Raw genomic sequence first — 12,733 nt, 5'->3', positions numbered from 1 at the left:
GGGCCGCAATCCCTAGATTGACCGGCATGACGTGGACAGAGCTGGTCATGGGCTCGACAGCGACGCAGGGGGATCAGCCGGCCGTGAGCGATGTCAGGACCGGCGCGATGCTGTCCCACGCCGCCTTCGCCCGGCGGGTCACGCACGCCGCGGCGGGGCTGCGCCGTTACGGCCTGCGCTACGGCGACCGCGTCCTGGTGAACCTGCCGCTCGGCGCGGCGTTGCCCGTCGCGGTCCACGCGGTGGCCTGGGCGGGCGGGGTCGCGGTGCTGGGCGGCTCCGGCGAGGCCCGGATGATGATCACCCATCGGGGCTGCGACGCCGCGGCGGCGGACGTACGGCACGTCTTCGCGGTGGAGGCGGCGGCGGGCGCGCTTCCGTTCAGCGAGTTGCTGGGCGACGGCACGGTGGAGTTCGGGCCGCTGGCGGGGCCCGCGCTGACGCTCGACGGCCATCGGATCTTCGACCACGACGAGCTGGCCGGCGATCTGCGCAAACTGGTCACCCGGCTGGTGGTCGGCAAGGACGACGTGGTGCTGGCCGCGGTCGGCGACGTGTTCAAGGGACTGCGGCTGCTGGACGCGGCGCTGATGTCCGGCGCGCACGTCGTGATCGCGCACGAGCCGACCGTGGTCGGCTGCCGGGTGCTCGCCCACGAGCACGGGGCCACCCTCGCGGTCGCCCCCTACGAGCTGGCCAGGCGCCTGGTGGGGACCCCGGCGCTGCGCGTGGTGGACGAAAGGGCCGTGGTCAGCTCGCTCGTCGGGTGAAAAGTGCGACACTGTAGGAAAGTGTGATCCTTCCGCGACGCAGGGTGACCACATGCCTGATCTCCCCCGGCACAACCTGCCCGTCGAGCCCAACCGGTTCGTCGGCCGGGAGCGCGACATCGACGAGCTGTGCCGGCTGCTCGGCCGGGCGCGGGTGGTGACCCTGTGCGGCGTCGGCGGCATCGGCAAGACCCGGCTGGCCTTACAGGTGGCCGCCAAGGGCGGCCCGCGCTGTCCCGAGGGCGTCTGGCTGGTCGAGCTGGCCAGGATCACCCGTCCCGAGCTGGTGATCGAGGAGATCGCCAGGGTGCTCGGGGTGCGCCAGGAGGGCGGCCGGCCGCTGCTGGACACGCTGGTGGCCCGGCTGCGCGGCGGTGGCCCCTGCCTGCTGCTGCTGGACAACTGCGAGCACCTGGTCGACGAGTGCGCCGACGTGGCCGCCGCGCTCGTCGCGTCCTGCCGGCAGCTCGCCATCCTGGCCACCAGCAGGGAGCCGCTGCGCATCGCGAGCGAGCTCGTCTGGCGGGTCCCGCCGCTCGACCTGCCCGAGGGCGGCGGGTCCGACGCGGAGTCCGTACGACTCTTCCTGGAGAGGGCGACCGCGGCGGGCACCAGACTGGGCCAGGAGAGCCTGCCTGACGTCGTACGGCTGTGCAGGGCGCTGGACGGGCTTCCCCTGGCGCTGGAGCTGGCCGCGGCCCGTACGAGCCTGCTCAGCCCCGCGCAGATCGCCGACCGGATCGACGACCGCTTCTCGCTGCTCACCACCGGCGAGCGCACCGCCCCGGCCCGGCAGCGCACCCTGCTCGCCGCCGTCCAGTGGAGCCACGACCTGCTGTCGGCCAAGGAGCAGGTGCTGCTGCGCCGGCTGTCGGTGTTCGCCGGGCCGTTCGACCTGGGGCTGACCGAGCGGGTGTGCGCCGTGCCGCCCATCGCCGAGTCGGAGATCGTCGACCTGCTGGGCGGCCTGATCCACAAGTCGCTGGTGCTCTACGACGAGGGCCGGGGCCACTACTGGCTGCTGGAGACCATCAGGCGGTTCGCGGCCGAGCGGCTCGTGGAGGCGGCCGAGCGGGAGGCCGTGCGCGAGCGCCACCTGAGCGTCCTGTGCGAGCTGCAGGAGCGCCACTTCGCCGTCGAGGTGGCCGAGGCCGGGCTGCCGTGGCCGCACAGGCTGGGGGCGCTGATCAGGAGCAGGAGCCTGCTCGACGACCTGCGGGCCGCGCTGGACTGGGCGGTCGAGTCCGGCAACGTGCCGCTGGGCCTGCGGCTGTGCTTCAACAGCACAGGCCTGCTGCCGGTGAGCGGCAACCCGATGGAGATCGTGGGCTGCCTGGAGCGCCTGCTCAGCCGGGACCTGACGCGGGTGTCGGAGGAGCAGCTCGCCCAGGCCAGGGGCTGCCTCGCCTACGGGCTGGAGGCCAGGGACGAGCTGAGCCGATCGCTCGACCACGCCTTCCAGAGCCTGGTGGGCCTGCGGGACCCGTTCCAGCGCTGCGTCATGCACAGTCTGCTCACCATGGTGCTGCTGCGCACCGGCCGCGCCGACGAGGCGCTCGGGCACGCCGAGCAGGGCCTGGCGCTGGCCACGGCCACCGGCGACGCGTGGAACCAGGCGGCCGGGCTGGCCGGGCTGTCGGCGGTGGCGCTGACCCGCGGCAGGCTGCGCGAGGCGCAGCGGCACGGTGAGCAGGCGCTGGCGCGAGCGCGCGAGCACGGCCACCGATGGATGATGGCCAGGGGCGCGACCCAGCTCGGCGCCGTGGCCGAGGCCCGCGGCGACCTGGTGACGGCATGGGACCACTACGAGACGGCCATCGCCTGGCTGCGGGAGCTGGCCGGGGGCGTGGAGCTGTGCGGCACGGTGGAGCTGGCGCGCTCCCTGGCCAGGGGCGGCCGGGTCGCGGCGATGCTGGGGGAGTTCGCGGCGGCCAGGGAGCGGCTGGCCGCGAGTCTCGAGCTGAGCAGGCGGACCGGGCAGCGGCAGGGCGTGGCCCGGTGCCTGGTGGGGCTGTCGGTGCTGGCCGAGGCCGAGGGCGACCTGGACGGCGCGGTACTGGCCGCCGCCGCCGCGGCCGTGCTGCGCGAGTCGATCGGCCAGCGGTGCGCCACCGGGCGGATCGAGGAGCTGCTCGGCCGGGCCCGCGCCAAGCTCGGCGAGGGCCGTACCACCTCGCTCTGGTCGCGGGGGCGGTCGATGTGTCCCGACGAGGCCGCCCGGCTTGTCCTGGAGGGCGTGCGGCCGGCGGCCCCGGCCGGCGCGGCCGTCACCGAGCCGGTCAGGCGCTCGCTGCTGACCGCCCGCGAGCACGAAGTCGCCGCCCTGCTCACCCGAGGGCTGTCCAACCGGGCCATCGCCGGCGAGCTGGTGATCAGCCCGGCGACGGTGGCCCGGCACATCGCCAACATCATGGAGAAGCTCGGCTACACCTCACGGGCGCAGATCGCCGTGTGGGCCGCGGAGCATCCGGCGCCTTCTGCATAGGGATCTGCATAATCCGCCCGATGTACGTACCAGGTGGTCCTGCCTAGCGTGGGCGCATGGATGAGCGCATCGTCATGGTCGACTCGGGCACCGGCCTGGCCCTCACCGAGCGGCAGCTGGACGAGCGATCCGCCGCCGCGAGCATCCTGTTACGGCGCCGTGGGGTGCGTCCCGGCGACACGGTGCTCATCTGCCTGTCGGTCGGCCCCGCGCTGCTGGTGGTGACCGACGCGGTGATCGCCGTGGGCGGCATCGCCTGCCCGGTCCCCGCCGAGCTGGACGAGGCCCGGCTGCGGGAGCGGATCCGGGACAGCAGCGCCCGCGTCATGATCACCGATCTGCGCGCGGCCGTGCGGGCGGCCGAGGAGTCCCGGGTCCGGATGGTGCTGGGCGCCGCCGACCTCGGCCGTCATGGTGACGCGCTTCGGCAAAGCGGTCACGGCGAGCCTCGGACCAGTGGAAACTGGCCGTGTGTCTGATCCTTCCGCGACCGGCCGGGGTGGCGCGGGCGTGCCGGACGCGCCCGGACCTCTCGTCGCGCGCGATCGCGACGTGGCCGGACGTTTCGTCGGGCGTGAGCGCGATGTGGCCGAACTGTGCGCGCTGCTCCGTGACGAGCGGGTGATCACGCTCGTCGGGCCGGGCGGCATCGGCAAGACCCGGCTGGCCGGGCGGATCGCTTACTTGGAACGTGCCAAAGTGGTGGAGCTCGGGTGTATCGCCGACGGGCGGTCGGTCGTCAAGGCGCTGGACGTGCACCCGGCCTCCTCCGGGCTGCTCGTGCTCGACGGCTGTGACCTGCCGCGGGGGGACTGCGCGGGGCTGGTCGCCGCGCTGGCCGCGCGCTGCCCCGGCCTGCGGTTCCTGCTCACCGGCAGGCGGGCGGCAGGGGTTCCCGGCGAGTTGGTCCGGCGGGTGCCGCCGCTGGCGCTCCCCGGCGACGGGCGGACGGACGCCGGGTCCGTGGAGCTCTTCGTGGAGCGGGCGGCCGCCGCCGGGGCTCGCGGGGTGGCCGATCGCGACGTCGAGCGGGTGTGCCGGCTGCTCGAAGGGGTGCCCCTCGCGCTCGAACTGGCCGCCGCGCACGCCCGGTCCATCGCCCCGGCGCGGATGCTCCAGCGGATCGGCGGGCGGCACGGACTGCTGCGGGTGGTGGATCCCGCCGTGCCGGGCCGCGCGCGTACCGTATGGGCGGTTCTGGAGTGGAGCCACGAGTTGCTCAGCCCCAAGGAGCGGGTGCTGCTGCGCAGACTGCCGGTCTTCGCGGGCGCCTTCGACCCGGAGCTCGCCGCGCGGGTCTGCGCCGACGGCGGGCTGCTGCGTGGCGCGGAGCTGCCCGGCCTGCTCGGCGGCCTGGCGGACAAGGCGCTGGTGGTGCGCCAGGCCGGCGGACGGCTCCGCCTGCACGGCGTCGTCAAGGAGTATGCCGCCGAGCGGTCGCGGGAGGCGGCCGAGGAGGCGTGGCTGCGCGACAGGCACCTGCGGCGTCGGGAATAGGCTCGGAGCATGCCTTTCGCACCACACTTCCCCGTCCTGCTCAGGACCGAGGACGGGGTACGCATCGACGCCGCGCACACCGATCCCACCGGCCCCAGCGGGCGGGACGTCGGGATCGTGGTGGCGCACGGCTTCACGGGATCGTGGCGGGAGCGCACGGCGCGCCGCATCGCGCACGTGCTGAGCCGTTACGGCGGGGTGGTCGCGTTCGACTTCCGTGGCCACGGCCGGTCGGGGGGCGAGAGCACGGTGGGGGATCGGGAGATCCTCGACGTGGACGCCGCCGTCCGGCATGCCCGGGTGATCGGTTATCGCAAGATCGCCGTGGTGGGGTTCTCCATGGGCGCCTCGGTGGCGGTGCGGCACGGCGGGCTGTGCGAGGGGGCTGACGCGGTGGTGGCGGTGAGCGGGCCCGCCCGCTGGTACTACCGGGGCACCAAGCCGATGCGCCAGGTGCACTGGGCGATCGAGCGGCCCGTCGGGCGCTGGGCGGCCAGGGTGGCCAAGCGGACCAGGATCGCCGCCGGGGCGTGGGAGCCGATCCCGATGCCGCCGCACGAGGCGGTGGCGCTCATCTCACCCGCGCCGGTGCTGATCGTGCACGGCGACGCCGACGCCTTCTTCCCGCTCGATCATCCGCACCAGCTGTACGACGGCGCACGGGAGCCGAAGGAGCTCTGGATCGAGCCGGGGTACGGCCACGCGGAGGCGGCGGCGACCCCCGAACTCATCCATCGCATCGGAAAATGGATCTCTTCGAACTTTTCCTGAGTAAGAGACGTCTACCTATGGCGGATGGATAGAAACCGCCGGGAGAAAGTCTTAGGGGTACGAAACCGCCGAGGCGGTTGACGTAGGACATACTTCTCGTAGTCGGGCGGTTGCCCAGCGTTGCGGGGGCTCGCTGGGCGCCATCCGGGTGGATGGGGCCCCGGCATGTGCCGGGGCCCCATCGTTCAGCCGAGCCTGGCGATCGACTTGTACTCCAGATAGCCGCCGAGCCCCTCCGGGCCGAGCTCGCGGCCGATGCCGCTGGCCTTGTAGCCGCCGAAGGGCGTGTTGCTCTCCAGCATGTAGCAGTTGACCCCGTAGGTGCCGGTGCGGACCTGGCGGGCCACGTCCATGCCGTGCTCGGTGTCGGCCGTCCAGACGGTGCCGGCCAGGCCGTAGTCGCTGTCGTTGGCGATGCGGACGGCGTCGGCCTCGTCCTCGTACGGGATGACCGCCAGCACCGGGCCGAAGATCTCCTCGCGGGCGATGCGCATGTCGTTGGAGACCCCGGCGAAGACGGTGGGCGCGACGTACCAGCCGCGGTCGCGGGGCCGGTCGAGCCCGCCGACGACGACCTTGGCGCCCTCGTCCATGCCGATCTTGATGTAGCCCTCGACGCGTTCCTGCTGGCGCTTGGCGACCAGCGGGCCGATGCCGGTGGCCGGGTCGGCGGGGTCGCCGACGGGCTGCGAGGTGACCATGGCGGCGACGGCCTCCACGACCTCCTCGTAGCGGTTGCGCGAGGCCAGGATGCGGGTCTGCGCGACGCACGCCTGGCCGTTGTTCATCAGCGCGGCGATGGCCAGCATGCCCATGCTGGCCTGCAGGTCGGCGTCGTCCAGGAAGATCGCCGCGGACTTGCCGCCCAGCTCCAGGCTGACCCGCTTGAGCTGCTCGCCGCAGATCGCGCCGATGCGCCGCCCCGCCGCGGTCGAGCCGGTGAACGCCACCTTGTCCACGCCCCTGTGGGAGACGAGGTGCTCGCCCACTTCGCGGCCCGCCACGACGATGTTGAGCACGCCGGGCGGGATGCCGGCCTCCTGCGCCATCTCGGCCAGCAGATAGGCGTCGAGCGGCGTCTCCGGCGCGGGTTTGAGCACGATCGCGCAGCCGGCCAGCAGCGCGGGCGCGACCTTGGTCATCGTGACGAACTGCGGGACGTTCCACGGCACCACGGCCGCCACCACGCCCACCGGCTCCCTGCGCACGGTCACCGGCCCGAACAGGCCGGGCCGCTGCTCCTCCTGCTCGAAGCCGGCGCCGAGTTCGGCGTAGTACTGCAGCATGCTGAGCGGCTGCGGCGCCTGCGCCAGGGTGGAGAAGGTGATGGGCGAGCCCATCTCCTCGGTGATGAGCGCGGCCATCTCGGCCTGCCTGGCGGCGTAGATCTCGGCCAGCCGGCCGATGGCCGCGGCGCGTTCGGCGAAGGTCAGGCGGGGCCACGGGCCGTGGTCGAACGCCTCGCGGGCAGCGGCGACCGCCCGGTCCATGTCCTCGGTCGTGCCTTCGGGCACCCGGCCCACGACCTCTTCGGTGTGCGGGGAGATGACGTCGATCGTCCCGGTGCCCGCCGGGGCCACCCATTCGCCCCCGATGAAGAGTGTGTCGTGCTGGCGCATGTCATGGCCTCCCGCAACCTTGGTCGTCCGAGCCTCACCTGTGACCGAACCATGTTCTGGTCACGTACGCAAGAGGGGGCACGGCACCGTGTGCCGTGCCCCCTGGTGATCAGCGGAGATCAGCGAGGATCAGCGGGGATCGCCCAGAAGATGGCGCATCGACCGCTTGACGAGATCGGTGCGCGCCTCCTGGCTGGTCACGCTCTCCGCGCCGAAGCCCAGGTAGACCGTGTCCTTGGTGACGATGCCGCCGCCTTCCTCGAAGATCTGGTCCGTGCGGGCCCAGTTGTTGATCGACGGCGAGGTGCCCTCGGGAGCGTCCGCCACGGCCCAGCCGCCCAGGTCGGACTCGAACGAGGTCTGCTCGGCCGCCGCGCCGTCCAGCGTGAGCGCGAAGTCGTCGAGGAAGACCCCCGCGCCCTGGGTGCCCCAGTCACTGATGTAGGAGATGGACAGCTCGACCTGCTTGCCCGCGTACGGGGTCAGGTCGATCTTCCACTGCTGCCAGCCCGCGGAGTTGCCCGAGGCCGCGTGCCACGCGCCGGAACTGCCGGTCGGCTCGCAGTTCGGCCCCTGGTAGCGCTGGGTGAACGGGTGGATCGTGCGCCACTCGGCCGCGCAGCTGTCACCGGTGGCCTGCGTGGTGTGGCCGTTGGCGTCGGGCAGCGTCGTCCAGTCGTCGCCGCCCGCCGTGCGCGCCTCCACGACCAGGTGGTCCCAGCCGGCCTCGGTGTCGTAGGAGGTCCAGAACGACAGGTCGCCGGAGCTCTTGCCGGTCAGGTCGACGGTCTTGCTCAGCCGCTTCCAGGAGACGTCGGCGATGCCGCTGTAGACGTCCCACGAGCCGCTGTGCGGATCGAACGGGCCGCCGGGCCGGGCCCACTTGATCGGCGCGGAGCTGGCGAACAGCGGGAACCGGTCGGCCGGCAGGATCGCCGAGGTGGCCACGAACGAGTTGGTGTGCACGTCGGGCTCCAGCGTGGCGGAGAAGCCGTCGAAGGCGCCGGCCACGCCGTTCAGCGCGTACGGCTGCTCCGTCGCCGGGTCACTGCCCGCGTTGTCGAAGTAGACGTACGCACCCAGCCAGTACTGCTGGAAGTCGTTGAACACCGGGATGCACGGCGGGTCGTTCGGCTCCGCGCACTCCGGCTGTCCCGGCTGGTCGGGCTGGTAGAAGTAGGCGCCGTTGGCGTTGGCCGCGTACGACGGATACTTGCCCGAGTGCATGACCTTGCCGCCCTCGTTCAGGTAGTCGCGGACGGCCAGTTCGGTGTCCACGCCCACCTTGGAGGTGGTGCCGGGCACCTGTCCCACGCTCCGGGGGATGACGTCGTCGCCGGTCTCCCAGATCACCGCCTTGTAGTGGCTGAGCACGCCCAGCGGATGCGGGGCCTTACGCCCTTGCTTGTCGACGTCGTACACGTCGGAGGTGTACCGGGCCTGGGTGAGCGCCGCCACGTACTCGTCGGCGTACTTGGCCTCGGTCACGCCCTGCGCCGGGCTGATGCCCGTCACGTCCTCGGCGGCCAGCACGAGCACCTTGCCGCCGATGTCGGTCGCCACCTTGTACGTGAACTCCGCGCTCTTCTTGCCGAGCGCGGTGAACCAGACCTTGACCGTGTCGCCCGGCTTGGTGCCGGTGATCTTGCCGCGCATCCAGTGGTAGTAGCGGTCGTAGCCGTCGCCGTAGCGCTCGCCGCCCTGCCACTCCTTGGTGGTCGCGGTCTTCTTACGGCCGTTGCCGATCTGGTAGTTGAGCAGCACGGGGCCGAGCTTGCGCTTGGCGTTGACCTGGACGACCTGGTCCTTGCCGTGGCTGAGCTCGAAGGGGTCGATGACGAAGTCGGGGGTCTTGTTGCCCAGGTGGCTGACCGGCTCCACCGGGTTGACCGCGGACTTGGCGATGTCCAGCGCGAACGGCAGGTTCCTCTCGAACTCCGCCTGCACCAGCGCCTCGTCGTCGGGGAAGACGAAGCCGCAGCCTTCGCAGCCCTCGTTCAGCTCCGGCGTCCAGGACAGGGTGCCGTACTTGCGGTGCGCGTGGTCGTTGGTGTCACCGTTGGTGGTGTAGAGCTCGGCGCCGAGGTCGGGGTCGAACCCGGGGACGGCGGGCCGGGCGTCGGTGCCGGTCAGCGCCTCGTAGATCGGGTTGTCCGCCGTCTCGGTGGCGATCTGGTAGCCGGCCGGGTAGAGCAGCAGCGGGCCGAAGGAGTGGTAGTTGAGCTGCGTCTCGAAGTTGACGCGCCGCAGCAGCCCGTCCATCGCCTTCGTCTCCGGCTCGCTGGCCGGGCCGGTGCCGCGATAGGTCTCGCTGCTCGGGATGGAGGAGGAGCCCTCCTCGTCGTAGTGGAAGTTCGACGGGAAGTTGCGGTTGGGGTCGACGCCGTCGCCGGTGGTGATCCGGCCGTCGCCGTTCACGTCACGCAGGTTCTTGCGCCACAGGCGGTTGCCCTCGGTGAAGGTGAAGTCGTAGCCGTCGGGGTTGGCGACGGGCACGAACCACAACTCGGTCTTGTTGAGCAGGTCCCTGAGCGCGTGCTTGTTGGCGACCACGTGCTTGAGCAGCCGCATGTCCACCTCGGTGGCGATCCACTCGCGGGCGTGCTGGGTGGCCGAGTAGAGGGCCGCGGGCTTGAGACCGTCGGGCAGCACCCTGGCCTGCTTGGACACCTTGACGGCGAGGATGTCCTGGCCCCTCAGCGTCTTGCCGAGTGAGGTGAGCTTGACGATGTCCTTGTTGGCGTTGGCGATGGCCTTGAGCTGGTCGGCGATGCCGCCGCGCTCGGAGTAGGACTTGTAGACGGTGTAGCCGTTCGCGGCCTGCGCCCTGGCCGCCTCCAGCTGGGTCTGACCCTGGGGGTTGCGGACGGGCTCGGGCTTGAGGCCGAGCTTCCGCAGTCCGGCGAGGTCCTCCTGGGCGGCGGTCAGCTCGACGTGCTCCTTGCCGTCCTTGATCTCCTGCTGGACGACGTCGAAGCCCTGTTCCCGGAGGGACTGGCCGGTGCCGAGCGGGCTGTCGAGCTCGTAGAGCTCGATCCGGTCGCTGGGTGGTAGAGGGTCCACGGCGGCCTGGGCCTGCAGGCCCACCAGGGACGTGCCTAAGCCGAGGACGGCCACGGTGAAGAGCTTCAATGATCGAGACACGGGTCTGCCCCTTCGCAGAGACGAGTTCGATCGCCATCTCAGACCGATGTGCCGATCTTGGCAAGGCCCAAACTTATTGGGAGCTTAGATCGGACAAGTCTTGACATCCTTCGTCAAAGGGGCATCAGTTCGCCCGTTCAGATGACAGCCCTCAAGATCATCTTCTATAGTTTCGATCCGGCTACTAGGGGAGGGCGGTCGTGAGAGCAGGGCGCATGGCCGTGAGTGCCGTCGTCCTCGCCGGGCTGTTCGCGATCCCCGCCCCGCAGGCGGCCTCGGCGGACCCGAGCCCCACCTCGCTGCGCAAGCTGACCAAGCAGGCCGCCGCGCTCAACAACCGCTACCGCGGCCAGATCCAGAGCCTGGAAGAGGTCCGGATCCAGGCGAAGCGGGCGGTGACCACCTCCGGCTCGCTGACCAGCCGGCTGGCCGCGGCCAGAGGCGAGGTGGCCGAGCTGGCGACGACCACCTACATGCTCGGCCCCATGGACCCCACCCAGCTCCTGAGCCTCGGCCTCGACCCGCACAAGGCGCTCGGCAACGCCGCCAACATGAACTACATGGCCATCGACAGGGCCGCCCGGGTCGCCGAGGTCGAGCGGCTCATCCGGGACTCCAAGAAGGCCAAGCTGGCCGCCAACGACAAGATCAAGAAGCTGCAGAAGGAGATCCGCACGCTGCAGGGCAGACGCCGCGAGATGGACAGGCTGCTCGCCAAGTACGGCTTCCAGCAGCCCGGCGGCGCGGGCGGCCTCACCCAGCGGCTGATCTCGGTACGGGCCGACGTCATGCAGAACTTCCCGATGCCCTACGGGGTCGGCTGCCTGCGTCCCGGCGACCCGGGGGAGCACGGCAAGGGGCGGGCCTGCGACTTCATGATCTCCCGGGGCATGGCCACCGGCGGCGAGGCCGACCGCGGCGACGCGCTCGCGGACTACCTGATCAAGAACGGCTCGCGGCTCGGGGTGATGTACATCATCTGGAAGCAGCGCTACTACGACATCCGCTCGGGCGGCGGCTGGGACCCCATGTCCGACCGTGGCGGCGTCACGGCCAACCACTACGACCACGTGCACGTGTCGGTGTTCTAACAGGCGGCCAGAAACTCCTTCAGCCACGTGTAGGAGGCCTTGGGGGTACGGCGCAGCGTCTCGAAGTCCACGTGGACCAGGCCGAACCGCTGGTGATAGCCCTCCGCCCACTCGAAGTTGTCCAGCAGTGACCAGACGAAGTAGCCGCGCACGTCCACGCCCTCATCCTGGGCACGTCGTACGGCCTGGATGTGCTCGTCCAGGAAGGCGATCCTGGCCTGGTCGTCGATGGCGCCGTCCGGGCCGGGGACGTCGGGCTGGGAGCAGCCGTTCTCGGTGATGTAGATCGGCGGCAGGGCCGGGCCGTACCGGGCGCGCAGGCCCACCAGGAGCTCGCGCAGGCCGTCGGGGACCACGGGCCAGCCGAAGGCGGTGGTGGGGACGCCGGTGATGCCGGCGTCGGCGAAGGGCAGGCCCGCTTCGGTGGGGGCGGCGATCCGGGTGGGGTTGTAGTAGTTGACGCCGAGGCCGTCCAGGGGCGCCGCGATGATGGCGAGGTCGCCGTCGCGGACGCAGTCCATGGGTCCGTACGCCGACAAATCCGGATATGTCGCCAGAAGGAGGGGTTCGAGGAAGAGGCGGTTGTGCAGGATGTCGTACGCCTCGGCGGCGGCCACGTCCTGCGCCGAGTCCGACGCCGGCCGTACCGGGGTGCAGTTGTTGGTGATCAGCACCTGCTCGGCGCCGGCCGCCCGCAGCGCGTCCACGGCCAGGCCGTGGCCGAGGAGCTGGTGGTGGGCGACGGGCAGGGCGTCCACCATCAGGGCCTGACCGGGGGCGTGCATGCCCAGCGCGTGCCCGAAGGCCATGTGCACGAACGGCTCGTTGAGCGTGATCCACATCGCCACCCGGTCCGCCAGTCGCTCGGCCACCAGAGCCGCGTAGTCGGCGAAGCGGTGGGCGGTGTCGCGGCTCAGCCAGCCGCCGCGATCCTGCTCCGCCTGCGGCAGGTCCCAGTGGAACAGCGTGGGCACCGGCGTGATCCCGGCCGCGAGCAGCCCGTCGACCAGTCGCTCGTAGAAGTCCAGCCCTTTCGGGTTGGCCACCCCGTCGGGCTGCACCCGGGACCAGGACAGGGAGAAGCGGTAGGCGTTGACGCCCAGCTCCGCCATCAGGGCCACGTCCTCGGCCCACCGGTGATAGTGGTCGCAGGCCACGTCCCCGGTGTGCCCGTCCCTGGTACGGCCGGGCTCGTGGGAGAAGGTGTCCCAGATGGACGGGGCCCTGCCGTCCTCGCTCGCGGCGCCTTCGATCTGGTAGGCGGCGGTGGCCGTACCCCACAGGAACATCGCAGGCTCCTCAAGCTAGGCGAGTATGGCTCATGTTAACCGGCGCACGGCTACCTGCCAGTAATGC

The 12,733-nt window shown here is 71.4% G+C and carries 9 protein-coding genes; 6 read left to right on the top strand and 3 right to left on the bottom strand.

The features are described 5' to 3' along the window. The first annotated feature begins 26 nt into the window (after positions 1 to 26). From OHA68_RS03585 to OHA68_RS03565, 5 genes are read left to right on the top strand one after another with little or no spacing between them, the layout of a single operon-like run. Positions 27 to 770 (top strand): AMP-binding protein, encoded by a 744-nt coding sequence (locus tag OHA68_RS03585; RefSeq protein ID WP_189136614.1) that lies wholly within the window; start codon positions 27 to 29, stop codon positions 768 to 770. Positions 771 to 822: 52 nt separating this feature from the next. Further along, positions 823 to 3,255, top strand: coding sequence for a LuxR C-terminal-related transcriptional regulator (locus OHA68_RS03580; RefSeq protein WP_327106349.1), 2,433 nt, complete (start codon positions 823 to 825; stop codon positions 3,253 to 3,255). Between the two features lie 56 nt (positions 3,256 to 3,311). Then, positions 3,312 to 3,734: an AMP-binding protein gene (locus tag OHA68_RS03575; RefSeq protein WP_327106348.1), complete on the top strand. Its 423-nt coding sequence runs from the start codon at positions 3,312 to 3,314 to the stop codon at positions 3,732 to 3,734. After that, positions 3,727 to 4,752, top strand: coding sequence for an ATP-binding protein (locus OHA68_RS03570; protein ID WP_327106347.1), 1,026 nt, complete (start codon positions 3,727 to 3,729; stop codon positions 4,750 to 4,752). The genes OHA68_RS03575 and OHA68_RS03570 overlap by 8 nt, the downstream gene beginning before the upstream one ends. A 9-nt stretch (positions 4,753 to 4,761) precedes the next feature. After that, the gene (locus OHA68_RS03565; protein WP_327106346.1) at positions 4,762 to 5,523 is read left to right on the top strand and encodes an alpha/beta hydrolase; all 762 of its coding nucleotides are present in this window, start codon (positions 4,762 to 4,764) and stop codon (positions 5,521 to 5,523) included. Between the two features lie 185 nt (positions 5,524 to 5,708). Here OHA68_RS03565 and OHA68_RS03560 read toward each other — a convergent pair whose 3' ends face one another. Both OHA68_RS03560 and OHA68_RS03555 read right to left on the bottom strand, forming a co-directional pair. Further along, on the bottom strand, positions 5,709 to 7,142 hold the full coding sequence (locus OHA68_RS03560; protein WP_327106345.1) for an aldehyde dehydrogenase: 1,434 nt from the start codon (positions 7,140 to 7,142) through the stop codon (positions 5,709 to 5,711). 129 nt (positions 7,143 to 7,271) lie between these two features. Further along, complete coding sequence (locus OHA68_RS03555) at positions 7,272 to 10,286, bottom strand: M14 family metallopeptidase (RefSeq protein ID WP_327106344.1); 3,015 nt, start codon at positions 10,284 to 10,286, stop codon at positions 7,272 to 7,274. A gap of 200 nt (positions 10,287 to 10,486) precedes the next feature. On the opposite strand from OHA68_RS03555, the gene OHA68_RS03550 reads away from it, so the two are divergent. Further along, positions 10,487 to 11,377 (top strand): hypothetical protein, encoded by an 891-nt coding sequence (locus OHA68_RS03550; protein WP_327106343.1) that lies wholly within the window; start codon positions 10,487 to 10,489, stop codon positions 11,375 to 11,377. Here OHA68_RS03550 and OHA68_RS03545 read toward each other — a convergent pair. Then, positions 11,374 to 12,666, bottom strand: a complete 1,293-nt coding sequence (locus tag OHA68_RS03545) for a GH1 family beta-glucosidase (protein WP_327106342.1) — start codon at positions 12,664 to 12,666, stop codon at positions 11,374 to 11,376. The genes OHA68_RS03550 and OHA68_RS03545 overlap by 4 nt on opposite strands. Positions 12,667 to 12,733: the final 67 nt, after the last annotated feature.

The sequence above is a fragment of the Nonomuraea glycinis genome (assembly GCF_035920485.1).
In the GTDB taxonomy this organism is placed as follows: domain Bacteria; phylum Actinomycetota; class Actinomycetes; order Streptosporangiales; family Streptosporangiaceae; genus Nonomuraea; species Nonomuraea glycinis.
The sequence above is the reverse complement of the archived record's forward strand: the minus strand, read 5'-3'. Positions and strand labels throughout refer to the sequence as shown.

Excerpts from the sequence above, each read along its gene's own strand:
- OHA68_RS03565 (WP_327106346.1), top strand. The coding sequence starts at position 4,762 with ATGCCTTTCGCACCACACTTCCCCGTCCTGCTCAGGACCGAGGACGGG.
- OHA68_RS03560 (WP_327106345.1), bottom strand. The coding sequence starts at position 7,142 with ATGCGCCAGCACGACACACTCTTCATCGGGGGCGAATGGGTGGCCCCG.
- OHA68_RS03585 (WP_189136614.1), top strand. The coding sequence starts at position 27 with ATGACGTGGACAGAGCTGGTCATGGGCTCGACAGCGACGCAGGGGGAT.
- OHA68_RS03575 (WP_327106348.1), top strand. The coding sequence starts at position 3,312 with ATGGATGAGCGCATCGTCATGGTCGACTCGGGCACCGGCCTGGCCCTC.
- OHA68_RS03545 (WP_327106342.1), bottom strand. The coding sequence starts at position 12,666 with ATGTTCCTGTGGGGTACGGCCACCGCCGCCTACCAGATCGAAGGCGCC.
- OHA68_RS03580 (WP_327106349.1), top strand. The coding sequence starts at position 823 with ATGCCTGATCTCCCCCGGCACAACCTGCCCGTCGAGCCCAACCGGTTC.